The 21584-nt window shown below is 63.4% G+C and carries 25 protein-coding genes and 1 pseudogene; 13 read left to right on the top strand and 13 right to left on the bottom strand.

Annotated elements, in window-relative coordinates:
* From A9K71_RS19295 to A9K71_RS19285, 3 genes are all read right to left on the bottom strand, one after another.
* The coding region (locus A9K71_RS19295) for an NAD(P)/FAD-dependent oxidoreductase (RefSeq protein WP_066999295.1) at positions 1-1013 on the bottom strand (1013 nt) is incomplete at its 3' end.
* Positions 1010-1744, bottom strand: a complete 735-nt coding sequence (locus A9K71_RS19290; protein WP_066999293.1) for a methyltransferase domain-containing protein — start codon at positions 1742-1744, stop codon at positions 1010-1012. The genes A9K71_RS19290 and A9K71_RS19295, both read right to left, overlap by 4 nt.
* Entirely contained in the window at positions 1741-2808 is a 1068-nt protein-coding gene (locus A9K71_RS19285) for a type III polyketide synthase (RefSeq protein WP_066999290.1), read from the bottom strand. Before A9K71_RS19285 ends, A9K71_RS19290 begins: the two co-directional genes overlap by 4 nt.
* Positions 2809-3426: 618 nt before the next feature.
* Here A9K71_RS19285 and A9K71_RS32125 point away from each other — a divergent pair.
* The 3 genes from A9K71_RS32125 (at position 3427) to A9K71_RS19275 (ending at position 5183) form a co-directional block, all read left to right on the top strand.
* Positions 3427-3573 (top strand): hypothetical protein, encoded by a 147-nt coding sequence (locus A9K71_RS32125; RefSeq protein ID WP_082980599.1) that lies wholly within the window; start codon positions 3427-3429, stop codon positions 3571-3573.
* A 580-nt stretch (positions 3574-4153) separates the two neighbouring features.
* Positions 4154-4372, top strand: a complete 219-nt coding sequence (locus tag A9K71_RS19280; RefSeq protein WP_066999287.1) for a hypothetical protein — start codon at positions 4154-4156, stop codon at positions 4370-4372.
* Between the two features lie 106 nt (positions 4373-4478).
* Entirely contained in the window at positions 4479-5183 is a 705-nt protein-coding gene (locus A9K71_RS19275) for an SOS response-associated peptidase (protein WP_066999284.1), read from the top strand.
* On the opposite strand, the gene A9K71_RS19270 is transcribed toward A9K71_RS19275, so the two are convergent.
* Both A9K71_RS19270 and A9K71_RS19265 read right to left on the bottom strand, forming a co-directional pair.
* Complete coding sequence (locus tag A9K71_RS19270) at positions 5180-5440, bottom strand: hypothetical protein (protein ID WP_127325419.1); 261 nt, start codon at positions 5438-5440, stop codon at positions 5180-5182. The genes A9K71_RS19275 and A9K71_RS19270 overlap by 4 nt on opposite strands.
* A gap of 3 nt (positions 5441-5443) precedes the next feature.
* On the bottom strand, positions 5444-5704 hold the full coding sequence (locus A9K71_RS19265) for a hypothetical protein (protein WP_066999278.1): 261 nt from the start codon (positions 5702-5704) through the stop codon (positions 5444-5446).
* Positions 5705-5841: 137 nt separating this feature from the next.
* On the opposite strand from A9K71_RS19265, the gene A9K71_RS19260 reads away from it, so the two are divergent.
* The gene (locus A9K71_RS19260; RefSeq protein ID WP_066999275.1) at positions 5842-6042 is read left to right on the top strand and encodes a hypothetical protein; all 201 of its coding nucleotides are present in this window, start codon (positions 5842-5844) and stop codon (positions 6040-6042) included.
* A 14-nt stretch (positions 6043-6056) separates the two neighbouring features.
* Here A9K71_RS19260 and A9K71_RS19255 read toward each other — a convergent pair whose 3' ends face one another.
* Complete coding sequence (locus tag A9K71_RS19255) at positions 6057-7496, bottom strand: FAD-binding oxidoreductase (RefSeq protein ID WP_066999272.1); 1440 nt, start codon at positions 7494-7496, stop codon at positions 6057-6059.
* 56 nt (positions 7497-7552) lie between these two features.
* On the opposite strand from A9K71_RS19255, the gene A9K71_RS19250 reads away from it, so the two are divergent.
* On the top strand, positions 7553-8047 hold the full coding sequence (locus A9K71_RS19250; RefSeq protein ID WP_143749670.1) for a hypothetical protein: 495 nt from the start codon (positions 7553-7555) through the stop codon (positions 8045-8047).
* Positions 8048-8153: 106 nt separating this feature from the next.
* On the opposite strand, the gene A9K71_RS19245 is transcribed toward A9K71_RS19250, so the two are convergent.
* Both A9K71_RS19245 and A9K71_RS19240 read right to left on the bottom strand, forming a co-directional pair.
* On the bottom strand, positions 8154-9086 hold the full coding sequence (locus A9K71_RS19245) for a dimethylarginine dimethylaminohydrolase family protein (RefSeq protein WP_066999266.1): 933 nt from the start codon (positions 9084-9086) through the stop codon (positions 8154-8156).
* A gap of 32 nt (positions 9087-9118) precedes the next feature.
* Positions 9119-10705 carry a peptidase M20 gene (locus A9K71_RS19240; protein WP_066999263.1) on the bottom strand — a complete coding sequence of 529 codons (1587 nt, stop codon included), beginning with the start codon at positions 10703-10705 and terminating at the stop codon, positions 9119-9121.
* Positions 10706-10787: 82 nt separating this feature from the next.
* Here A9K71_RS19240 and A9K71_RS19235 point away from each other — a divergent pair, with 82 nt between their 5' ends.
* The 5 genes from A9K71_RS19235 (at position 10788) to A9K71_RS19215 (ending at position 16016) form a co-directional block, all read left to right on the top strand.
* Entirely contained in the window at positions 10788-11684 is an 897-nt protein-coding gene (locus A9K71_RS19235) for a LysR substrate-binding domain-containing protein (RefSeq protein WP_066999260.1), read from the top strand.
* A gap of 388 nt (positions 11685-12072) precedes the next feature.
* On the top strand, positions 12073-13167 hold the full coding sequence (locus A9K71_RS19230; RefSeq protein WP_066999257.1) for an ABC transporter ATP-binding protein: 1095 nt from the start codon (positions 12073-12075) through the stop codon (positions 13165-13167).
* Positions 13168-13235: 68 nt separating this feature from the next.
* Entirely contained in the window at positions 13236-14348 is a 1113-nt protein-coding gene (locus A9K71_RS19225) for an ABC transporter substrate-binding protein (RefSeq protein WP_066999254.1), read from the top strand.
* Positions 14349-14371: 23 nt separating this feature from the next.
* On the top strand, positions 14372-15205 hold the full coding sequence (locus tag A9K71_RS19220) for an ABC transporter permease (RefSeq protein ID WP_066999251.1): 834 nt from the start codon (positions 14372-14374) through the stop codon (positions 15203-15205).
* Between the two features lie 4 nt (positions 15206-15209).
* Complete coding sequence (locus A9K71_RS19215) at positions 15210-16016, top strand: ABC transporter permease (RefSeq protein WP_066999249.1); 807 nt, start codon at positions 15210-15212, stop codon at positions 16014-16016.
* Between the two features lie 240 nt (positions 16017-16256).
* Here the strand turns inward: A9K71_RS19215 and A9K71_RS31640 are convergent, their stop codons facing one another.
* Positions 16257-16460, bottom strand: coding sequence for a hypothetical protein (locus tag A9K71_RS31640; protein ID WP_156752713.1), 204 nt, complete (start codon positions 16458-16460; stop codon positions 16257-16259).
* 83 nt (positions 16461-16543) lie between these two features.
* On the bottom strand, positions 16544-16903 hold the full coding sequence (locus A9K71_RS19210) for a metalloregulator ArsR/SmtB family transcription factor (RefSeq protein ID WP_066999308.1): 360 nt from the start codon (positions 16901-16903) through the stop codon (positions 16544-16546).
* Positions 16904-17326: 423 nt separating this feature from the next.
* Here A9K71_RS19210 and A9K71_RS19205 point away from each other — a divergent pair, with 423 nt between their 5' ends.
* The 3 genes from A9K71_RS19205 to A9K71_RS19195 all read left to right on the top strand — a co-directional run bounded on the left by A9K71_RS19205 (position 17327) and on the right by A9K71_RS19195 (position 18629).
* A complete protein-coding gene (locus tag A9K71_RS19205) occupies positions 17327-17545 on the top strand; it encodes a hypothetical protein (protein WP_245299680.1) in 219 nt (72 codons plus the stop codon).
* Positions 17499-17906 (top strand): DUF982 domain-containing protein, encoded by a 408-nt coding sequence (locus A9K71_RS33040; RefSeq protein ID WP_348627001.1) that lies wholly within the window; start codon positions 17499-17501, stop codon positions 17904-17906. The genes A9K71_RS19205 and A9K71_RS33040 overlap by 47 nt, the downstream gene beginning before the upstream one ends.
* 480 nt (positions 17907-18386) lie before the next feature.
* Positions 18387-18629, top strand: a complete 243-nt coding sequence (locus A9K71_RS19195; RefSeq protein ID WP_066999301.1) for a DUF982 domain-containing protein — start codon at positions 18387-18389, stop codon at positions 18627-18629.
* A gap of 445 nt (positions 18630-19074) precedes the next feature.
* Here A9K71_RS19195 and A9K71_RS19190 read toward each other — a convergent pair whose 3' ends face one another.
* The 3 genes and pseudogenes from A9K71_RS19190 to A9K71_RS19180 form a co-directional block, all read right to left on the bottom strand.
* Complete coding sequence (locus A9K71_RS19190; RefSeq protein WP_082980598.1) at positions 19075-20040, bottom strand: glycosyltransferase; 966 nt, start codon at positions 20038-20040, stop codon at positions 19075-19077.
* 95 nt (positions 20041-20135) lie between these two features.
* Positions 20136-20387, bottom strand: a pseudogene (locus A9K71_RS33035) (DapH/DapD/GlmU-related protein); the annotation flags it as partial.
* A gap of 330 nt (positions 20388-20717) precedes the next feature.
* Positions 20718-21347 carry an FkbM family methyltransferase gene (locus tag A9K71_RS19180; RefSeq protein WP_143749078.1) on the bottom strand — a complete coding sequence of 210 codons (630 nt, stop codon included), beginning with the start codon at positions 21345-21347 and terminating at the stop codon, positions 20718-20720.
* Positions 21348-21584 lie beyond the last annotated feature (237 nt).

Here is a 21584-nt window from a genome sequence, read left to right as displayed (position 1 = left end):
GCCCCGCAGAGTTCCTGAGCCACAAGCCAGCCGGACTGAAGCGCCATCGATATCCCCTCGGCGATAATCGGATGCGACTCGCCAGCGACATTGCCGACGCGGAAGATGTCCGCTTCGTAGCCTGCGCGGATGCCCGGCCGGATCGGACCGGCGGCGAGCCACGGACCGTCAAGACGGGCATCCGCCAGCGCGTCCCGTGCGCCCCGGCATGTCGCCCTGATGTGACGCTCGACGGCTTCGGCCGCCGGAACATGGCCGCCGCGTTCGCGGGTAAGGCTGCCGCGCAGCCGGGCAAGCACGTCGCGCCTAATGCAGCACGAGATCGATAGGCGGCCACGGTCGGCGAGTACCATGCCGCCGTAGCCGCCGGGAAAAGTGAGCAGCGGCATCAGATCGGGCGGCAGCGCCGACCCGGTGAAATGCGCCTTGAACCCGAGCAGGTCCGAGGAGCGGCTTTGCTTCCCGAGCTGGCTCGGCAGCGGCCCCGGCTCCCACGAACCGTGTGCAGCGACGATTACCGATGCCCGCAGGGTCATCCCCTCCTCGCCGGGACTGCCGCTTGTAGTCTGGATCCGCACCGCCTGGCGGTCGCCATCCCTTTCGATGGCGACGGCACGGCAGGGCTGGAACACTTGCACGCCAGCCGAGCGGGCCGCGTCGAGCAGCAGCGTGTCCAATATGTCGCGGCCAAGCGCGCGGCCGAAGCCGTTTCTTGCTGCGGGTCCGGATCGCGCGCCCGGCATCGGCGCCTCGATGCTGGCATTGCCGGAAAAGAGGCCGACCCGGCGTATTTCCGGACCGGCCTCGCCGCGCCAAGCATCGCCGATACCCAGCCGGTCAAGGAGCGCGAGGTTGCTTGCCGAGATGTATTCGCCGCATACCTTGCGGCGCGGAAACGCGCTCTTCTCCACGATCGCGACAGCCCATCCGCGCCGGGCGAGCGCCAGCGCCGCCGACGTGCCCGCCGGGCCGGCGCCGATGATGATCGCATCGTGGGTGGATGCGCGCTTCACGGCTTATCCCTGGGCGCATCCCCGACCTGGATCGCCGAGGCCCCGACAAAGACATGCGAGAAAGGCCCTGCGCGCCGTTCCTCGAGCGGGTTGCCGCCGGCGGCAGCCCAAAGATCGGAAAGCTCGTGGCCGCGAAAGCCGGCGCGGACGCTTTCAACCGCATCATGTCGCGTGACGTCGTTGACGCCAATTGCCGGCAGAAGCCGAGCCGCGACCAGTGCAAAGCCCGCCCGCAGCGGTTCCGTCGCCAGGATGAGCGGCGCCTTGGGCCGCAAAAGCGAGAACAGGCGAAGCAGTGCAGCATCGTTGAAATGATGCAGGAACAGGTTGACCGTGATCGCGTCGAAGGCCCTGCCATCCGCCCTCTCTGCCCAATCGAAGACATCTGCGGTGATGGTTTCGATCGTCCATCCCAGCCCGGCGAAATCCGCCGCGAGCTTCGGCGTGGCGAGGCCGATGCGATCGAGCATCGTCAGCTCCACCTGGCGCCAATCGCGTGCCATGCGCCTCGCCACCCTGAGCATGAAGGTGCCGTCACCGGCGCCGATCTCCAGGATGCGGCCCGGCGGCCTCGCCAAAAATTTCCGCATGAGCGAGGCCATGATCGGCGCCTGGAACATCAGCGCGTTGATGCGGGCGAGATCGCGGCGCGAGCGGATTGCCCGCGCATCGTCGGCCGCGAGCCCGTCCAGGATTTCCGGAACGAGGCTGCGTTCAGCGAGCGCACTCATGAGACGGTCCTGAACAGCATGGTCTCGGCCGTCAGCCCGGGCCCGAACGACATGCCGCAGCCGAGCAGCCCGCCCGGCTGCTTCAGCATCTTCTCCATCACGAACATGACGGTTGGCGACGACATGTTGCCATATTGGCACAACACCTCGCGCGACGGCTCGAGCGCGGCGGGCTCGAGGTCAAACGCCCTTTCGACGGCGTCGAGAATGCTGCGGCCGCCGGGATGCACAGCCCAGAGGTCGATCGCTTCCGGCGCCCGGCCTGCGAGGATCACGTCCCGGTTGCTGCGCAGGGCTTCCTGGACAGCGGCCGGCACCTTGCCGGAAAGAACCATGTCGAAACCTTGGTCGCGGATATCCCAGGTCATCAGTTCGCGCTGCTCGTTCGCGACGGCGCAGCGGAAGGAGTCGAGCTCGATGCCGGGCGGCTCGGCGGTGACGATGCTCGCCGCGCAGCCGTCGCCCCAGAGGCAGAAGCAGAGCAGCTTTTCCAGTTCGGTGGTTTCCCTGATGTGCAGTGTGCAGATCTCGATGTTGACCAGCAGTACCCTTGCCCCCGGATCGGAGCGTACGATGTGGCGTGCAAGCTTGAGGCCGTTGACCGCAGCGTAGCAGCCCATGAAACCGATCATCGTGCGTTCCACGCCGTCCGCAAGGCCGCAGCGCTGAACCAGGTCGAGGTCGATGCCGGGCGCGGAGAAACCGGTGCAGGTGGTGACGATGAGGTGTGTGATGCGCGAAGCCTCGTTGCCGAGATGCAGCCCGTCGACGCCCTTTTGTGCCAGCGTGGGTGCGGCCTCTGCGAACATAGCCATTCTGGCGGCCGTCCCGGGAAATGCCCCGCGCTTGAAGATCCCGCCGAGATCGACCGACGGCCCTTCGGGATCGAGAGCCGGGGCAAAGCAGGAGAAGCGGTGGTCAATGCCGGCAAGCCCGGCCATGCGTTCGAATAGTTTCCTGCGGTCGCTGCAGAGCATGGAGGCCGCGTAGCGCAGGTAGAACTGGTGGACTTCATGCTCCGGAACCGCCGTCGCGATCCGGTTGATGTAGGCGTTAGCGGACATGTACTGTCTCCCTGGGCCTCGGCGCGGTGCGCGCTGCTGCCGGAGGGGTTCCTTGCTCAAGAGCGCGCCTTGGCAGGCGCCAAGCGCTGACCGTTGCCTGTTCGATAAACGTTTCGGAAAACCTGTTTCTTCCCTGGCGTGCAACCCCGAAACTAAAAGATTTGAAAGGGATGATAGGCAAAATCAAAGTGTTACGCGCCCTAGCAGCAGGCAAGGATTTCGGCTCGAGCACTTGCTGCCCTGAACCGTTCCGGGCACGATCAAGGCTCCCTGATCGCGCTCTGAATATCTGAAGCCGATAAAGAACAAGGCGATGATGATAAGGCCAACCGCCAGCACGATGGCGAGGGTCCTTCCCGGGTTTTCGGCAGGCGGTCTATCTAGCATGGTGGTTCGCCTCCCATATCAACCTGGCGAAGGCGGGAAGGGTTCCCAGGCACGTGTAACGCTCACCCGGTCCGACATTGACGGTATCGGCAAGGAAGCGGGAAGCGCACCCCAGCGGGCGAATAGCGACTACCGGCGATAGCTGCAAATTGCATCAATCGAATTGTGAGAAAATTAATCAGCGCCTTCTAATATTGTTGGTCACCCGGCAAGAATTCCGGTAACGGACCCATGACCAAGAACCTCGGCAACGCCAAGCCCAGCGCCCCAGCGGGCGAGATAAGATCCTCGCCATTCGGCAGGATAGCGCCGGCGCTGTTCCCGCTGGCAGTCGTGGCGCTGGGCTACCTCGTGGGCAAGCAGTTCTTCGGTTTCTGATGCTGGGCAAATGTTCTGTGGAGGCGGGCCGGAGCCTCGCGCGGGCCGGTGGTCGTATTCGGCCGTTTGCGCCCCTCCCACTGCTTTGGTCCTAGGGCCTAGGTCGTTCTTGCCCTTGCATTAGTACAAGCGCATGTTCGAAGTAGCCGGCAGGCTCGCAAACTCCGGTCAGGCCCGGCCGCCGAACCCAAACACCCCCCCAGGCTGCCGGGCCGTCGGCGCGCCTTGCAAGCAAGCCCTCCACACCACCGATCGGTCCGCAACCAGCGCTGCTGCCGCGGTGGACCTGCACGCGCTCACAATCGCTCCAAAGCGCTCGAGAGGCGTATCGTTGCGCGGATCGGGCGCCGCATCGAAGTCGAATTCTACCTTGGGTGTCCTTCAAGCTTTCAGTGTCTGGATTTTATCCATTTTGAACGGCCGTTACCGGAAATCTGTATTTTCGACATCAAGTGTGCTCGTGCCTTGCAACTATTCTCCGGCTGAGGATAATAAGCGGTTGCTTGCGGCGACCCTTCGTGCGTTAAATCGTATTGCTGTTCGAGGATGCAATTCTTAGGGCGACGAGCTGGAGCTGCACATGGTGGCAGGCGAACCAGACAGTGTCCGCGTAAAATTCATCAACGGCCAATGGCTGGTGCGCGTCGTCGAAGGCGGCCGGCTGGCCCATCAGTTGTTCAACATCCACGCGGAAGCCGAAGCCTTCGCCGAGGAGGAACGCCACCGGCTGGGCCTGCCGGGCGAGCCGCCGGCCGCGGAGCCGGCCGAGCCAAAGCGGCGCGGCGGGCGCAGACGCTGAGCGCCCGATATCCTCAATTCGTGTGGCTTGCCATCGCCTCACCGGCAACCAGTTTGCGCTCCGCGGAAAATGCGGGAACAATCGGCGGGACGGGGAAGTGCTGCCGATGTGCAATCTTTACAACATCACCACAAGCCAGGAAGCGATCCGCCAGTGGACGCGAGCGCTGCGCGACATTTCGGGCAATCTCGAACCTTCGGTCGACATCTATCCCAACCAGCCGGCGCCGGTGGTGCGCAATGCCGCCGACGGCAGCCGCGAGCTCGCCCGGCTGCGCTGGGGCATGCCGACGCCGCAAGAACGCGTGCGCGGCAATGCCGATCCCGGCACGACCAACATCCGCAACCCGCAATATGCCCACTGGCTGCCTTATCTCGGCGTCGAGAACCGCTGCCTGGTGCCGGTGACGAGCTTTGCCGAACCCTCGCCAAAGCCCGGCGACAAGGATCCTGAAACCGGCGTGCAGAAGAATTTCTGGTTCGCGCTCGGCGAGGCCCGCCCGCTGTTCTTCTTCGCCGGGATGTGGACGCCCTGGCATGGCGTGCGCAAGGTAAAGGAAGGTCCGGGCGACCACGAGCTCTACGGCTTCCTGACGACCAGGCCGAACGCGTTGATCGCGCCGATCCACGAGAAGGCGATGCCGGTGATCCTGACCACCGAGCCGGAAACCGAGCTGTGGCTGACAGCGCCGTGGTCGGAGGCGAAGACGCTGCAGCGGCCGGCGCCGGACGACGCGCTGGTGATCGTGGACAAGCCGGCGACGCAGATCAAGTTTCCGGCGGAACCGCCGGCGCAGGGGTCGTTGTTTTAGCTCCTCGCCTTCTGCAGCACCCAGATATAACCCTTGGGCGGATGGTCCTGGTCGATAAACTGGGTCTTGACCTCAGTGTCCTTGCGGCCGCAGCGCTTGCAGCGGAAGCGGATGGTTTCGAGCGGCTTGTTCCAGCCGACCACCTTGGCCACGTCGTTCGCCTTGAAGCGGCCGGCGTGGTAGCAGTGGCGGCATTCGACTATCAGCAGCATGTTGGCCTTGGCCGCCCGGCCGACGCTGTCCATGGGTCCGGCCATTTCTCATGTCCGGTCTGAATAATCCTCAGGCAGCGGCAGCAGGTCGAGCCAGGCGGCGCGGAAATCGAGGTCCCTGCCCGCCACCGCGCTCATCACCTCATGCAGCCTCTCCACCAACCCGTTGAGCCGCCAGTACATTTCGCCGTTGGTCTTGAGATTGAGCTGCGCCGCCAGGACGGTCTGGCGCAGTTCCAACGCATCGCGAATGATCGCCTCCGCGTCCGACCGGAACAATTTGTCATAGCGGCTTTTCCGTCTGCCCAACGCGGCTCTCCGTGATCCTGAGCAACCGCCCCATCTGCTGACAAAATAGGAACCCGTTCCTCGCTGAGTCAATTCGTCGTTGACAATTTTGTTCCCTTTTTGTTCACATGCTAGTGGAAACCTGCGGAGCACCCGAGATGGATCACATCGTCAGGCTCGACAGCCGCGAGGAAGCGGCGCTTCAGGCAATCGCCGAGCGGTTCATCGCCCGCCACAAGGGCGACCCGGTGAAGGCGCTGAAGGAGATGATCGTGTTCAACGGCCATCTCCAGCAACGGCTCGACGCGCTCCAGGCTTCAAGGCTTCGTCAACGAGACGCGTCGCGACGGCGCGGCTGAGGCATGCTGCCCCGTCAGGCGGCCCGCAGTCCTTCCTTCGGACGCAGGTTCTGGTTCATGCGGAACAGGTTCTGCGGATCGTAGCGCTGCTTGATCTCGAGCAACCGGCGATAATTGCCGCCATAGGCCGCTTCGACACGGTCGATCTCATCCTCCGGCATGAAGTTCACATAGGCCGTTCCGGCAGCATGAGGCTTTGATGCTTCATAGATGTCTCGAGCCCATTCGATGCAGGCCTTGTCCATGGCCGGTTCGCGCCAGCGGGCGTGAACGTTCATGACGAAATGCGAGCTCCGCTGCGGAAACGCCGTCGCATCCGCCGGGACGCGGCCAGCGACGCCGCCGACATGGCCGAAGAATATCTCGCATTCGGGACCCGGAAGCCTGGATATCGCGGTCGTGGTGATCTCGATCGCGCTGTCGGAAAGCTCAGTGAAGTCATGGCTCTTCCAATAATTGCGGGCGCCAGGTGCGAGCAGCGGATCGAAGGCCTGCTGCCAGCCCGTGAACGGGTTGGGACCGACGACGTCGGCGATCGGCGTGCCGATGGCGCGGAGCTTTTGCGTCGCCTTTTCGCCAGCCTCGATATCGCCGCAATAGCACATGGCCAGCACCAGCACTTCCTTGCCGTGCCATTCGGCCGGCAGGAAGGGCAGCGGCGGCGCCTGCCGCATAACCACCCAGCAGGTCAGTTCGTCGGGAGCGGTTTCGAGCGCGGCGCGGTATTCCCGAAGCACCTTCCCGGCAACGGCGAAGGGATGGACGACAAGGCCCGACAGCACTTGCGGCCCGAACTGGTGAAGTTTGAACTCGAACCCCGTGACGACGCCGAAATTGCCGCCGCCGCCGCGCAGCGCCCAGAACAGGTCCGCGTTCTCGGTCTCGCTGGCGCGCAGCAGCTTGCCGTGCGCGGTCACCACGTCGGCCGAAACGAGATTGTCGATGGTGAGCCCGTATTTACGGGTGATCCAGCCGAAGCCGCCGCCCAGTGTCAGGCCGGCAATACCTGTGGTCGAGTTGATGCCGGTCGGCAGCGCCAGTCCGAAGGCCTGTGTTTCCCGGTCGACATCGACAAGCGTGGCGCCGGGTCCGACCCAGGCGCGCCGCGCCGCGACATCGACCCGCACAGACTTCATCATGGAGAGATCGATGACGAGGCCGCCCTCGCAGATGGCGCTGCCGGCAATGTTGTGACCGCCGCCGCGCACGGAGACGAGAAGTCCGTTCTCACGGGCGAAATTCACCGCGGCAACGACATCGGAGGCGCCGACGCAGCACGCGATCAGCCCGGGCCGCCGGTCGATCATGTCATTCCAGATGCTGCGCGCGCCGTCGTAGCCGGCGTCACCCTCCCGCAGCACCGTGCCGCGTATTTGCGTCGAAAGCGTTTCCAGGGCGGCGGCATCGACCGTGGTCTTGCCGCCCTCAAGGGCAGTGAAGCTCATGGCATTCATGAATTCCTCCCGTTCTTGTTGATGAGCCCCCTCCGCCCGAATTTTAGTGTGCGCTCATGTTAAGCATCCCGCAAGTTATCGCGGGCAGCGAGCCGGCCGTGCGGGCCTTGCTCAACAAACGATTGGCAAGAACGGCACGCGCCTTGCCTGCAATCTTGACGGGCAGGAATAACAGGCTTTCAATCAAGAGAGATTATCGCTGCGGATATGGGGAACGCCGCATGAAACGCATGCTGTTTGCCTGTTCGATATCGCCTGTTCTGCTATTGTCAGCGAACCGGGCGTTTGCGTTCAATTTCGGCTTCGTCAGAGTGCCGGACTGGATGGATCCTTATATCGGCGTGCTCGTTGCCGTCACCCTCTTCTTCTGGCTCGGACTGGCGGCGACAAAGCCGAGCGGCGTGCCGTTCAAGCAGGTGCGGTATGTGAAGATTTCGCCCATAGCGAATTTCTTCTACCTCGGCATGGCCTTCTTCTTCACCATCATGATGATTATGCTGTTCGCCGGCATGGGCCTGAGGCGATACGCTGAGTGGACCGGCGCAGCGTAGAGAGAGAGAGCGAAACGGGACAGATCGACGCTCTTTCGCGCCCCCTTCTGTCCTGCTGGAGATCTCCCCCTCAAGGGGGGAGATTGGCAGCTTCGGCGCCGTGCTCCTATGCCTTCACCCGCTTCAGCGCCTGCGCCATGCAGTGAATGCCGCCGCCGGTCTTGGAGATCTCGCTCATGTCGACGGCCGCCACCTCGAAGCCGCGTGCCTTCAGCTTTTCAATCAGCGTCTTGCTCGCGGTCGGCGCGATCACCCTGTCCTTGCCCAGCGACATGAAGTTGCAGCCGAGCGCCATCGTGTCCTGGAAGGGCACGTCGATGATCTCGTGGCCCTTGCCCTTCAGCCAGTCGACGATGCCGGGCTCGGTGCAGGCAAGGCAGACGGCGGTGAGCTTTTCGGCGATCGGCACCACCATCAGGTCTATGTGCACGTAGTATTCGTCGATGAAGGCGATGCGCGTCTCCCAGCCTTCCTTGTCGAACCAGGCCTGCACCTGGCGCGCGCCCTCCTCCTGCGTGCGGGCGCCGCCGCAGCCGATCAGCACCACGCCTTCCTCGATGACGTTGAAGTCGCCGCCCTCGAAGGTGCCGGCGGTCACCATGTCGTAGATCGGGATGCCGAGCTTCTCATAGGTGCGGATGGCGGCGTAGTTCTCGCCGCGCCGCCACCAGTTGGCCATTGCGGTGATGAACGCGCCGTAGGGCGTCATGACGCTGGAGTCGCGCGAATAGACCTGCATCGGCAGTTCCGGCGTCGGCTCGTGCCAGTGGATGGTGACGCCGAAATGCTCGTAAGCGGCGACGAGGTCCTTGTGCTGCGCCTGGGCGATCTGGATGTTGCAGGGCGCCTCGCGCAAATGCTTTCTGGACAGCGAACTGGTCGAAAGATGGCGAAGGAAATTGGGCGAGCCGAGCAGCACGTCGGTCAGAACATCGGTCTCGTTGGCGAAGCCCCAGGCAGTAAGCGGCTTGGTGCCGCCATTGGGATTGCGGCGCTGCAGCGAGAACGGCTCGGCGACGATGCGGTCATGGACGGTCATGGTGTTCTCCTCGTGGGTCGGTCTGCCTGAGATCATTGGCTGCTCGGTATCCACCAGTCGCGCCCGCGCGGCGTGGTAACATATTCCGGCCAGCGGAAGTTTATCGGCGGCTCGTAGTCGCAAAGCGGCGCGATCCAGCTCGAGCCGCCGACGCCGCCGCCGGTTCGCTTGACGAATTCGTCCATGGCCGCATCGCGCGCCGCCTTGTCTTCCAGTAGCCGAAGCGCGGTGAGCGCGACGGTCTTGGAGGCGCAGGTCACCATCGGGTCGATGGTGGCCGCAATGCCGCCCAACGCATTCATCGCCCAGGCGGGATAGGCGTGGCCGTTTGCCGAGCGCAGCGCCGGGCGGGCGACGTACAAGCGCGATGTCGGCGCGTGCCAGCTCATGTCGGTATAGTCGTCCGAGGTCGAGTTCACCTGCGAGGGCGGCAGGTCGCGCCGCAGGATCGCCTCGGCCTCCTGCGGCGTGATAAGGCGCTCCAGCTCGTCGATGAACGGATTCTCGGTGGCCTCGCCGCCAGCATTGACCTGGACCTCGCGGGCGATCGCCCTCGCCTCTTCGTTCCACTGTGGCGGACCGACGGTCGAGAGCGCTTCATAGGTGATGCCGGCCATGGCGTGGTTGGCCAGTCCCGGGCGCGACTTCGACACCCAGTGGCGTTCGTAGCGGGAGCCGCTCATCCTGGCGGCGGCTTCCGCGTTTCGGTCGAGCACGGCGGTCACCTGCTCGGCCATGGCGATGGTCGGCACGCGGATCATGTACTGGATCTCGGCAAGGCCCGCCGGCAGATTGTCAGCGGTCGCCTGGCCCGCGGTCAGGATCGCCTCGCTGATCGACCAGCCGCCCTGGTGCGTCAGCATGGAATCGCGCAGCGCCTTGGAAGCCATGTACATCATCATCAGCGCGTCGTTGGCACCTGGCGCCCTGACCGCGGAATGCGCCTGCGGGATCGGGGCGCCATCGCTTGCGCGACCCCAATTCTGAGGCTCGTCGCAAATGAAGCGGTAGATCATCGCATAGGCCGCACCGCAATGCGTGTCCCAGCGCGCGGTGTTGCAGAGCGGCAGCATATAGAAGGGATGAAAGGAGATCATGCCGGCAAGGCCGTCATAATAGCCCTTGGCGGCATGGATCGGCTTCGAGCCCCTCACCTTCTCTGCCGGCTCGCCAGTGAAGCGCAGCGTGCCTTGAATGCCATGCTGCTGCATCGCGGCCTTGGCGGCGAGCAGCCCGCCGAGGCTGCCAATGCCGAGGCCCGAATGCGGATCGGTATGGCCACCCGCCTCGACGCTAAGCCCCGCCCGCGGTTGCTTGACCGTCGCGGCATCCTGGCAGTTGCCGGGCACGGCATCGTATTCGGCATACATGCCGATCGTCGGTCCTTCGCCATTCGTCCAATGCGCGCAGAAGGCGGTCGGCATTCCGCCCGAGCCCTCTTCCACCGAAAAGCCTTCACGCTTCAGCCGATCGACATACCAAGCTGCGGACTGGTACTCGCGCCAGGCGGTCTCGCCGAGGTCGAAGATGGTGCGCGTCCAGGCCGACAAGAGCGGCTGGATGCCGTCGATGCAGGCCAGTGCCGTTTCCTGCGCTGATGTCGTCACCGGTTTCTCCATGCCGCAAAGAAAGCAGTGAAGCGGCTCTTCAAAAAGTGATATGTTTTCCCGGCTCGTGCAAATTCGGTTCACCTGAGGCCTCTTGCGCATACCTTCCACGCAGGCGCTTCGCGCCCTCGACAGTTTTGCTCGTCACGGCAGCGTCTGGCGCGCGGCCGATGAACTCCACCTCACCCGCAGCGCCGTCTCGCATCAGCTGAGGCTGCTCGAACGCGACCTCGGCTTCGATCTCTTGCAGCGCATCGGCAAGGGCGTGGCGCTGACGCCGCGCGGCCAGCGCTACGCCGCCGATGTCAGGAAAGCGCTGACCGTGCTCGGCGACGCGGGGACGCAGAACAGCGGCGCCGGCGTCGGCGGCTCCTTCGGCATCTCCTGTCCGCCGGGCTTCGCCTCGATGTTCCTGTGCACCCATATCGGCGAGTTCCAGCAGATGTATCCGGACGTCGCGCTCTCGGTGCTGACGCCGCGGCGGCTCGACGATGTCAGCAATCCGGAGGCCGACGCCTTCATCGCCTTCGGCGTCGGCAACTGGCCGAACCGCGCGGTGGAGCTGCTTTGCGAGGTCTCCTTCACCCCGCTCTGCAGCCCGACGTTGCTCAACAAGGTGGGCGGCTTTTCCAAGCCCGCCGACGTGCTGCGCGCCAACTTGCTGCATCTCAGCGATACCGAGGACTGGGCGCGCTGGCTGGCGCTGTCCAAGGTGGAAAATCCCGACACCGAAGGCGGCATCTTCTTTTCCGACATGAACCTCGTCTTCTCGGCGGCAATCGCCGGCCAGGGCATCGCCATGGGAGACGAGCTGACCGGCCGCCGGGCGCTGAGCGAGGGCAGGCTGGTCAAGCCGTTCGAAGCGACGGTGCCCTCGCCGCGCTCCTACTATCTGGTCTTCGAGCATGCCAAGGCGGGCCACCCGGTACTCAATGCCTTCAGCGACTGGCTGCGGGCGAAGCTTTTGGAAAGCAGGCTGGCGAAGTATTGAAGGCGGGGGGACGCCGGCACGCCTTAGGATGTCCCTCGGAGCGACGTCCGGTCGCCATGCTCGGACTTGACCCAAAGATTCCATTCCGTGGCGATCGCGAAAGGCACGCTCGATCAGAATTCTGCACCGTTGCAGCTCCCAGAGGTCACGGCATGCAACCAGGGTCTGCGCGCGTCGCTTCGCTCCTTGCTCCGCCCTGGAATGACGACGGCATGAACGCTTTCGCCAATCGCGAAGGTTGGCGAGCCCGCCGAACGCCCAAGTTTGGGAGACGCTCCCGCCACCTGCCCATCCGTGAATCAAATTTGCCGAACAGACGAAAACTATTCGGTTGCGGTGAACGCGCGCCGTGCATACGATTTGAAACAAGCGTGAGGACGAAGGCAGGATGCAGCAACCCGGCCGGGCCGCAGAGATCAAGGCGAACGGGATAGGCAAGAGCTTCGGCTCGTTCCGGGCGCTGGACAATCTCACGCTCGATATCGGCCGCGGCGAGTTCCTGACGCTGCTTGGGCCATCCGGTTCCGGCAAAACCACCTTCCTGATGATCTTGGCCGGCTTCGTGCAGCCGAGCGAGGGCAGGCTTTTCAGCGACGGCACCGACATTACCGACCGGCCGGCCGAACAGCGCGCCGCCGGCATGGTATTCCAGGGCTATGCTTTGTTCCCGCATATGAGCGTGGAACAGAACATCGCCTTTCCGCTCAAGGTGCGCAAGAAGTCCGCTTCAGAGATCAAAAGCCGTGTCGGCGAGATGGTCGAGCGCGTCGGTCTCAAAGGCCACGAGAAGAAATTGCCCGCGCAGCTTTCCGGCGGCCAGCAGCAGCGCGTGGCGCTCGCCCGCGCCCTGGTGTTCGAGCCGGGCGTGCTGCTTCTCGACGAGCCGTTCTCGGCGCTGGACAAGAGCCTGCGCGGCCAGATGCAGGCCGAGATGAAGCGGCTGCACCAGGAGACCGGCACCACCTTTGTCTTCGTCACTCACGACCAGAGCGAGGCGCTGGCGCTTTCCTCGCGCGTCGCCATCTTCAATCACGGCAAGCTCTTGCAGGTCGGCAGGCCGGACGAGGTCTACGACCGGCCGGCCAGCCGCTTCGTCGCCGAGTTCCTGGGCGAGATCAACATGCTGCCCGTGAAGGGCGTCAAGCCCGCCGATAATGGCGCCACCGGTGTCTGCGAGGACCGGGCGGTCAACATGCGCTGCAAAGCAGAAAAGGTCCGCGGCGACGCTATCCTGGCAATCCGGCCGGAACACATGTCGATCGCGCCGGAGGCAGCTGCCGGCGAAAACGGCATCGCCGCCACTGCTGTCGCTTCGACCTATCTGGGTGCGGCGACCAAGCTCGACCTGACCACGCGCCAGGGTGCGAAGGTCACCGTCTCGGTGCCGAACGAGGTGGCTGCGGCGGCGTTGAGCAAGGGCAATTCCGTCTGGCTGACCTGGCCGGCGGAAAAGGGCTTCCTCCTGCCGGACGGAGGGCAATGAGCACCGAAGCGGCGTGAATTCGCCGCGTCGGTTTCCGGATCAGATCAATTAAAACAAGGGGAACTGACATGAACGAGACCAAGAAACAGACCATCGACTCCCTCGCAGAGAGGGCAAAACGCGGCGAGATCTCGCGCCGGCAATTCGCGCAGCTTGCAGGCCTCGTGCTCGCCGGCACGCCGATGCTGCTGCGCTCGACCCATGCTCAAGCCGAGACCAAGGGGCTGGTGCTGGTGAATTGGGGCGGCGACGCCATCACCGCTTACGACGCCGCCTACGGCCAGGCCTTCACCAAGGATACCGGCATCCCGGTGAAGATGGACGGCTCGGGCCCGACCGAGGGCGCGATCGCCGCGCAGTTCAAGAGCGGCGCGCCGACCTGGGACCTGGTCGACGTCGATCCGTTCTCGGCCATTACGCTGGGCGGCCAGGGCATGCTCGAGCCGATCGACTACAAGATCGTTGACAAGAGCAAGATGCGGCCGGGCTTCGGCTGGGAATTTGCCGCGTCGACCTACTTCTTCTCCTACGTGATCGCCTACGACTCGCAGAAGTTCGGCTCCAATGCGCCGACCGGCATGGCCGACTTTTTCGACGTGAAGAAATTCCCCGGCAAGCGCTCGCTCTACAAATGGGGCGTGTCGAGCTGGGAAGCCGCCCTGCTCGCCGACGGCGTGGCACCCGCCTCGCTCTATCCGCTCGACCTCAAGCGCGCGCATGACAAGATCGCCGCCTTCAAGGAAAACGTCGTCTCCTATTGGGGCGGCGGCGCCGAAAGCCAGAGCGTGCTGCTCAACGGCGAGGCTTCCATGGCGATCGTCTGGTCGACGCGCGCCTCGCTGATCGAGCAGGACTCGGGCGGCCAGATCAAGTTCATCTGGGACCAGGGCCTGATCTCGCCCGGCGCGCTCGCGGTTCTGAAGAACAACCCCGGCGGCAAGGAAGCTGCGATGAAGTTCATCGCCAGCACGCAGGATCCGCAGAAGGAACTGGTGATGTTCGAGAAGCTCGGCCAGGGCCCGGCCAACCCGGCGGCCGACGCGCTGATCCCGGCCGACAAGAAGCGCATCAACCCGGTCGATCCGGAAAACATGAAGAAGCAGATCCCGCTCGACATGGAGTGGTACGCCAAGAACTACGGCGCGGCGCTCGACGAATACACCAAGATCATCTCGGCTTGAGCGGGCGGAGATGCTGAATTGACATGAGGGGCACGCTCTCCGACAGGACGGGCGCGGCGCTGTTGATGGCGCCGCTGCTCCTGTTCCTGGTCCTTGCTTATGCCTGGCCGTTCCTCGGCGTGGTGAAGTGGAGCTTCACCTTGCCGACGCCGGGACTCGGCCAATATGGCGCGCTGGTCAGCGACCCGCTGGTGCAGTCGGTATTCGTCCGCACGTTGCGCATCGCGGCGATCGTCACCATCGTTTCCGTCACCGCCGCCTATGCGATCACGGTCGTCTGGGTGCGCGGCAGCCCGGTGCAGCGCGTGCTTGCGGAATTCTGCATCCTGGTGCCGTTCTGGATCTCGGTGCTGACGCGCGCCTTCGGCTGGGTGGCGCTGTTGTCCAACCGCGGCCTCGTCAACACCTGGCTGCAATCGATCGGCTTCATTTCCGAGCCGCTGACGCTCGTGCGCAACGAGTTCGGCGTCATCGTCGGCATGTCGCATTTCCTCATCCCCTTCGCGGTGTTTCCGCTGGCTTCGGCCATGCGCAGCCTCGACGAGCGCGTGCTGCTCGCGGCGCGCGGGCTTGGCTCCAGCCGCATGCGCACCTTCTGGACGGTGTTCGTGCCGATGACGCGCTCGGGCATTATCGGCTCGGCGATGATCACCTTCGTCTTTTCTCTGGGCTTCTTCGTCACGCCGGCGATCCTCGGCGGCGGCCGCAGCGTGATGATCGCCGAACTCATCTATCTTCGCATCTTCCAGAGCCCGGACTGGGGACTGGGCGCGGCAATCAGCGTCGTGCTGGTGGTCTTCGTCGGCGCGCTGATGGCGCTTTTGTTCCGCTACGTCAAACCAAAGCAATTGGTGTAGGGCGATGCCGACCTACCGCCCCGGTCCCGTCTCGCTCATCCTCGCCGTCCTGGTGGCGCTGTTCCTGCTTATGCCGTTGCTCGCCGTCATCCCGGTGTCGCTGACGCCGAGCCGCATGTTGACCATGCCGACCGGCGAACTGTCGCTCCGCCACTACCGTTCGCTGATCGAGGATCCGCGCTGGCTGGAGTCCATCCTGCTCTCGATCCGCATCGGTGTGGTCAGCAGCGCGCTTTCCACGGTGCTCGCGCTCACCTTCAGCCTCGGCGTGTGGATGTTCCAGCCGCGCTTCACCGCCGCCCTGGTCGGCTTCGTGCTTTTGCCGATGGTGGTGCCGCCGGTGGTCTCGGCGGTGACGCTCTATTTCCTGCTCACCTCGGTCTCCGGCATCTCGTCCTTCTTCGGTTACGACACCTGGCTGGGTGTCGCGATGGCGCATTCGGTGATGACGGTGCCCTTCGCCACCGTTCTGATCCTGGTCTCGCTCAGCCAGCTCGATCGGCGCATCGACCTCGCCGCGCGAGGCTTGGGTGCCAGCGTGTGGGAGCGCGCGACGCGCGTCATCATGCCCAACATCAAGTTCGGCATCGTCACCGCGGCGCTCCTCTCCTTCGTGCTCTCCTGGGAAGAGATCGGCGTGACGCTGTTCATCACCTCGGTGAACGCCATCACGCTGCCGCGCCTGATGTGGATGGGCCTGCGCGACAACATCGATCCGGCGATCGCAGCCCTTTCGGTGATCCTGATCATCATCACTGTGCTGGTGCTCGCCGCGCGAAGCGTGATTACGCGCCGGCGGGCCGCACCGTAAATCCGCGGCTTTGTCCCAAAACGAAAGAGGCCCGCCGGGAGCGGCGAGCCTCTGACGGTGCCAAAGTGGAAGTCTGGCCCGTGGTGATCCGGGGGTGTGGATCGCGTAAAAGTCTAGCCACCCGAAGCCCGGCGCGCGATTTACAAATCCGTAAACCTCGGCGTGCCGGGAGCGGGCGGCGGCGGCAGAAAAGTGCTATAATATCATCGGCTTGTGAGCATCCGCGACCGCGCCGGCGCATCATCCTTCAATCAAAAGTGATGGGAGGAGCGCGAGAAGTCGGGCCGGATCGGCGACGACGGCGGCCAGCCCGTGACGACATGAACGAAATCCGGCCGCTACCGGTTTCTCCGGCAGCAGCATTCTGCCCAGGATCGCGTCCCGGCGAATGAAGTGATGATAAAGTGCCGCCAGGGCAGGTATGCCCGGCCGGCGCATTGCCATCCTGTTTGCATCGCGCCTTCAGGGGGCGCGCCGCGCAGGCGAAGCAGGCGAAGGCTGCTCGCCCTCGCCCGCGTCGGAGCCGTTCAGGCGGCCTGCGGCGGCCGCATTCTTTCGACAAGAGCCTGCCGGGCCGGGCCGGCGAGCGGCCTGTCCATGGTCAGCAGACCGTCGAGCAGAACGAGGAGCTCACGCGCCGCGGACGACTTGCAGGAATAATAGACCATCTGGCGGTCGCGGCGGGTGTCGACCAGGCCAAACCTGCGCAGTTTGGCCAGATGCTGGGAGAGTGCGGACTGGCTGAGTTCGACCTTGTCGGCGAGCGCGCCGACAGACAATTCGCCCTCGGCCAGGTAGTTCATGATGAGCAAACGCTTCTCGTTGCCCATCACCGCAAGAAAGGCTGCCGCGCTTTCTGCGTTGGCGGTAAGTTTCTTGGTCACCATCGGTTTCCCCATGTTCATGCTCTTCCGAGGCCACGGGGGCAATGGCTTCGGAATTCCAGAGCATTTGATGGGCCTGCTCCGACACGCAGTCGGAACCTGCCCTGCTTCTTTGTTCGACCAATACCCTCCGTAACCCGGTTGCCACCACGTCGGGATCTTGGTCTCGGACAGCCTGCGCCGCGTTGTTGCGCGACGCAAGTTGGCGCAGACTCGGAATAATTCCGCGCCGCTAATGAGTATCAGCGCTTCGTCCTTTCAGCAAGATAGCGAAGCTGGCCCCATCTCCGGGATGCCTTCGGGCAGACGACGAGACGAAAGCCTGACCGGCCGGGCGCCGCGAAAGACGCACGTTGTCGCCGTTTCCCTGAGGACTCACCCCGTTTCCGAACCCGTGCTAATGTTTAGCCGGGGAGCAAGGGGGACATGAGCTGGAGGAAGAAGCCCGTGTCCAACATGTCGCGAAACACATTCACGCCCGCCGAGACGGCGCTGTTGGGGCGTGTCTTCGAGAGCGGCCGCATCGATGGAGAAACCGAAGAGCAGAAGGAGGCGCGCGCCTCCCGCATCATCGCCAATTACATGGCCGGCATCACCGATGAGACGGAACTCATCGAACTGTCCCGCAAGCCGCTCGGAAGATAGGCGGCAGCCACGCCTACTACCGGCGCGCTGCTCACATCCTGTTGAAATATCGGGATCAAACTTGCCGCGCGGTGGCGCGTTTATCATCCGCTCACAACGCATTAGGGGTTTCGCGATGATCCAGGGATGGTTTTCCAGGCCGGTCGAAGTCGCCGTCGGCGTGGCAGGCTCGATCCGACACATTTCCAACGCCCAGCAGGCTGTGGAACTGCTGACGGGCCAATGGCGTGACGCCGGCAGCGTGCAGCATGGCGCGGCGCTGCGCGCCTGCCGCCGGGCTATGAGCGGCGACGTTCCGGCCGACAATGCCAGGGAAGCCTTCATCAGCGCTGCCCGCGAAGCGCATGTGCTGGTCGAATAGTCCCAAGGCGGCATCCTGACTTCTGTAGAAGAGAGACACGACGCGCGAATTGACCGGACGCTTCCGCGCCGGCCGAAACCGCTGCTTGCTGTCCGGTTCGGTGTAAAACTGGCTGCGCCCAACCTCCCAATAGAGCCCGAAAGCGGTCCCCATCAGCGTGGCGACGGTAATGGTGGGTGCGGGCGCGGCAATCACCATAGAAGGCTTCCCGCGTTCATCCGCCTGTCGGCTCCGATCTCGCCGCGGGCGACAGCGGGGCCAGTGACGTTGTCACACGTTTTTTGCGCGGCGCGCCGGCGCAATGAATCCGCTGCGTGAGCCAACTCCGGCCGCCCATCGCTGATCTCTAAAATTCTCCGGAACATTATCGGCAGTGTTTGGTTAATGCGCGGGTCCGCCGATCATCCGGGGCCCGCATCCCAACAGGCGCCTGCCGGCGCCGTTGCTTATCAAAAGACCAACATACGAACGGAGCATGTGATGAACGACGTCTGGTTTTCCGAGCCGGTCGTGATCGATTTCGAACCAAGCGGACATCGCAAGGTCTCAAGCTGCTTCGAGGCAGTCGAGTGCCTCGACCTGCGCTGGCCAAGGCGGGCGCGCGACCGCGCCTGGCGGTCGGCAAGCCGCGTCTGCCGCGACGCGCTCGACGGCTTGAGAAGTCCTACCGAAGCCCGCAAAACACTGCGCAAGGCAGCGAAGGCCGCCGGCCTGCTGGCCTGAAGCGTGTCGCGATCCCGTGCGGAAAAATCCGCCACCCGGATCGTGTCGAATTACCGCCAAGGACTTGCTCCCGGCAGCCCGTAAGCCAGAAAATTCGGAACATTGCAGCCGCCGACCTGTTACTTCCCCGTAGTCTCCTGACTACAGGGTTCCAGACCCAAGCCGAGCCCGTTCCGGCTTCCCATCGCCGGGGCGGGCTTGATTTGGTGCGGTATCGGTTGCGGCATCCCGGCGAGTGAGAGCAGCGACCGACGCATACTCTTCAGCACGCCCTTGCGGACATCCTGACGGGGCTACATGAAAACGCCGGCCGCTGGACTTTCGGGGCGCCTGTTGTTCAGGCCGTGCCATTTCAACGAGCCGGCCGCCGGCGCTCAATGCAAAGAGAGAGTCATGGTGAACGGGCGGCTAATATCCACAGGATGCGGCCGATTTGGAAAGAAGATCAGCCAAACCCGCCGAGCACCTCCGGGAATTGTACGGCCATCGCGCCCTCTTCCGCTTGCCTTGCGTAGATCCGGTGCATTTTCGCCGCGTCGTAACGCGCGCGGCGGCGATGCACGTCGTTACCGAAGAGACCGCCGACGGCATCGAAGCGGCGGAGGAAGCGTTTCGTTATCCCGCGCTCGAACGGCAGCCGCTGCCGGAAGGGCTTATTCCAAGGCGTATCCTCTGCCAGATCGCGCCAGATCTTGAGGGCTTCAAGCTCGACTCCAATCTGGCTGCCCCAAGGCTTGCCGCCCGCGAAATGCCGTGCATAGGCCTGAGAAAACCGATAATCCCGGGCCCCGTTCGACATCAGATTCCAGTTCGGGTGCATCGTCTGCCATTTGCCCTCGAAGGCGACATTGAGCGCGTTCTGGTCGTTCATTTGTCCGTCAACGGCGAGCTTTCGGGCCTGCTTCAACAGGTCTTCCTCTCGCACCGGCCGCATGTTGAAGACGATAATGCCGGCATTGAAATAGGGCGCGCCCGGTTGCATCGACATCTCGTCTCGGTAACCCGGGCGGAAGTACATGTAGTCGTCGTGGGCCGCTAGCAGGTGCGCGTGGATAGGCTGGTCCACCAGATCGGCAATGTCGCGGTTGAACAGAACGTCGCAGTCGATATGTGCGATGCGATCGTATACCGCGAATTCGCTGAACCGGTCGGCGAACAGGCGGATGAAGGTGGCGACGCTCCCCGGCCGAAAACGGTAGCCCGAGTTAGCCATGAAGTTCGTCACGTCCACGATCCGGACACGGTCTTTCAGCAACCGATACGCAATGCGGACATCGTCCTCATTTGCCCCGAGATGCATGATGAAACCAGGCGTCGTTTTGCGCGAAACGTCGAGAATTCTGCGCGCTGCTAGGCATGCATACGGAAAGTACTTGGCATCTGCCGCCAGAAAAAAACACGAATTGGTCATTTGAACCGTTTGTAGGCCTATTTAGGCCTGGTGCCTGTCACAAAATGCTTCTCGATGAAAGTTTCGATGGGACCAGTGAGGGCGCCCGCCTCTCTTTTTATTTTATCGTCCTCCCACTCCCACCACCGGATTGCCAGCAGCTTCGAGATGACGTCTTGCGAAAAGCGATATCTGATGAGCCGGGCCGGAGACCCGCCTACGATCGCATAGGTCGGCACGGCCCTAGTGACCACCGCCCCGGCGCCTACCACCGCGCCATCGCCGACCTCAACTCCTGGTAAAATTATGGCGCCGTGGCCGATCCAGACGTCGTTGCCGATCGTGATGCCGCCTGGTTTGCCGCCATTTCCGATCGGCTCCGGTTGGTTCAGTATCCGGCTGTGGATTGGAAATGAGGTGGCGCTGCCGGTCGAATGCTGACCGGAGCACATGAAAAGCACGTCACCCGCGATCGAGCAGAAGGCCCCTACTTGCAAAGGTGATTCCTTCGATGGGAACAGAACCTTTCGCCACGTCACGCCGTAAGTGTGGCGGCCGATAGCAACATTCTCCGGAAGTTTAGAGCTGGCATCCCGCAACCATTTGGAAAAGATAGACATATGCAGAGCTCCCCGCAGCCCTTCTGCGATTTAGCAGTAAATGAGCCAGCCATAGCTCCCGTGATTCTCAGCCTGAGATCAGCCCCAGCCCAAGTCTATATTGGTAATCCCGTCTCTACTGATGCGGTCGCGAAGCACGGCGATCCGATTGGCCAAATCCAGCGAAAGCCTTTCGTGCGTCTCCACCAGAACATGACCGATGGACCGATAGATGCCGTCATCGAGCATGGACTCGATGCATTCCGCTTCCGCACCCTCAATGTCCATCTTAATAACGGCAATCGGTTCCTCGATCCCTCTCAGAAACTGCACGAGATCGATCACCTCGACTTCAACGGCGGGGCCGTTCGCGTGCTCGGGCACCTCGAAAAGAGATGACCACTCGGTCATCCGGACATTTTTCGTGTCGGGCCTCTGATTAAGGATTGCCGTCCTCGCGGAGCCGCCTACCGCTTTTGGAATGATCGTTACCCGCTCGTCATTGCCGAACCGGCCCTTCAAGATCTTGAGAGCCCTAGGGTCCGGCTCAAAGGCGATTACCTTCATGCCATAGCTGAGAGCGTGCCGGGTAACGTCGCCTACATTGGCCCCGAGGTCGATGAAAAGGCCATGGCGCGGAAGGGATTTCATCAGCTGATGAAAGTCGAACTCAGCCTGCCTCTTCGGACGCGGCGGACGATGCCATCTGCGATACAGATGCCAGCGCAATACAAATTCGAGATAACTTTCCTGTAACACTCTAAGTCCGTCTGCCCTTCGGCGCGGATATACTGGGCACCGCGCGCGTCTTCAAGCATCCAAATTCGTCAAGGCGCCGTGTTTCCACTTGGATCAGACATTCAGGTCATCGGCGGGCGATCACCTCGGGAACGATCGCTTTCATGCCATCATCGAGCGTTCCGTGGGTGTCGAAGCAGGCGCTGAGCGCGAACTCGCTGCCGCCTC

Source organism: Mesorhizobium sp. WSM3873 (genome assembly GCF_001672445.1).
In the GTDB taxonomy this organism is placed as follows: Bacteria; Pseudomonadota; Alphaproteobacteria; order Rhizobiales; family Rhizobiaceae; genus Mesorhizobium.
The sequence above is the reverse complement of the archived record's forward strand: the minus strand, read 5'-3'. Positions and strand labels throughout refer to the sequence as shown.

Excerpts from the sequence above, each read along its gene's own strand:
- A9K71_RS19190 (WP_082980598.1), bottom strand. The coding sequence starts at position 20,040 with ATGACCAATTCGTGTTTTTTTCTGGCGGCAGATGCCAAGTACTTTCCG.
- A9K71_RS19275 (WP_066999284.1), top strand. The coding sequence starts at position 4,479 with ATGTGCAATCTTTACAACATCACCACAAGCCAGGAAGCGATCCGCCAG.
- A9K71_RS32125 (WP_082980599.1), top strand. The coding sequence starts at position 3,427 with ATGACCAAGAACCTCGGCAACGCCAAGCCCAGCGCCCCAGCGGGCGAG.
- A9K71_RS31640 (WP_156752713.1), bottom strand. The coding sequence starts at position 16,460 with ATGGCAATGCGCCGGCCGGGCATACCTGCCCTGGCGGCACTTTATCAT.
- A9K71_RS19250 (WP_143749670.1), top strand. The coding sequence starts at position 7,553 with ATGTTAAGCATCCCGCAAGTTATCGCGGGCAGCGAGCCGGCCGTGCGG.
- A9K71_RS19270 (WP_127325419.1), bottom strand. The coding sequence starts at position 5,440 with ATGGCCGGACCCATGGACAGCGTCGGCCGGGCGGCCAAGGCCAACATG.
- A9K71_RS19255 (WP_066999272.1), bottom strand. The coding sequence starts at position 7,496 with ATGAATGCCATGAGCTTCACTGCCCTTGAGGGCGGCAAGACCACGGTC.
- A9K71_RS19240 (WP_066999263.1), bottom strand. The coding sequence starts at position 10,705 with ATGGAGAAACCGGTGACGACATCAGCGCAGGAAACGGCACTGGCCTGC.
- A9K71_RS19210 (WP_066999308.1), bottom strand. The coding sequence starts at position 16,903 with ATGGTGACCAAGAAACTTACCGCCAACGCAGAAAGCGCGGCAGCCTTT.
- A9K71_RS19290 (WP_066999293.1), bottom strand. The coding sequence starts at position 1,744 with ATGAGTGCGCTCGCTGAACGCAGCCTCGTTCCGGAAATCCTGGACGGG.
- A9K71_RS19230 (WP_066999257.1), top strand. The coding sequence starts at position 12,073 with ATGCAGCAACCCGGCCGGGCCGCAGAGATCAAGGCGAACGGGATAGGC.
- A9K71_RS19245 (WP_066999266.1), bottom strand. The coding sequence starts at position 9,086 with ATGACCGTCCATGACCGCATCGTCGCCGAGCCGTTCTCGCTGCAGCGC.
- A9K71_RS19205 (WP_245299680.1), top strand. The coding sequence starts at position 17,327 with ATGAGCTGGAGGAAGAAGCCCGTGTCCAACATGTCGCGAAACACATTC.
- A9K71_RS19215 (WP_066999249.1), top strand. The coding sequence starts at position 15,210 with ATGCCGACCTACCGCCCCGGTCCCGTCTCGCTCATCCTCGCCGTCCTG.
- A9K71_RS19285 (WP_066999290.1), bottom strand. The coding sequence starts at position 2,808 with ATGTCCGCTAACGCCTACATCAACCGGATCGCGACGGCGGTTCCGGAG.
- A9K71_RS19280 (WP_066999287.1), top strand. The coding sequence starts at position 4,154 with ATGGTGGCAGGCGAACCAGACAGTGTCCGCGTAAAATTCATCAACGGC.
- A9K71_RS19220 (WP_066999251.1), top strand. The coding sequence starts at position 14,372 with ATGAGGGGCACGCTCTCCGACAGGACGGGCGCGGCGCTGTTGATGGCG.
- A9K71_RS19260 (WP_066999275.1), top strand. The coding sequence starts at position 5,842 with ATGGATCACATCGTCAGGCTCGACAGCCGCGAGGAAGCGGCGCTTCAG.
- A9K71_RS19225 (WP_066999254.1), top strand. The coding sequence starts at position 13,236 with ATGAACGAGACCAAGAAACAGACCATCGACTCCCTCGCAGAGAGGGCA.
- A9K71_RS33040 (WP_348627001.1), top strand. The coding sequence starts at position 17,499 with ATGAGACGGAACTCATCGAACTGTCCCGCAAGCCGCTCGGAAGATAGG.
- A9K71_RS19195 (WP_066999301.1), top strand. The coding sequence starts at position 18,387 with ATGAACGACGTCTGGTTTTCCGAGCCGGTCGTGATCGATTTCGAACCA.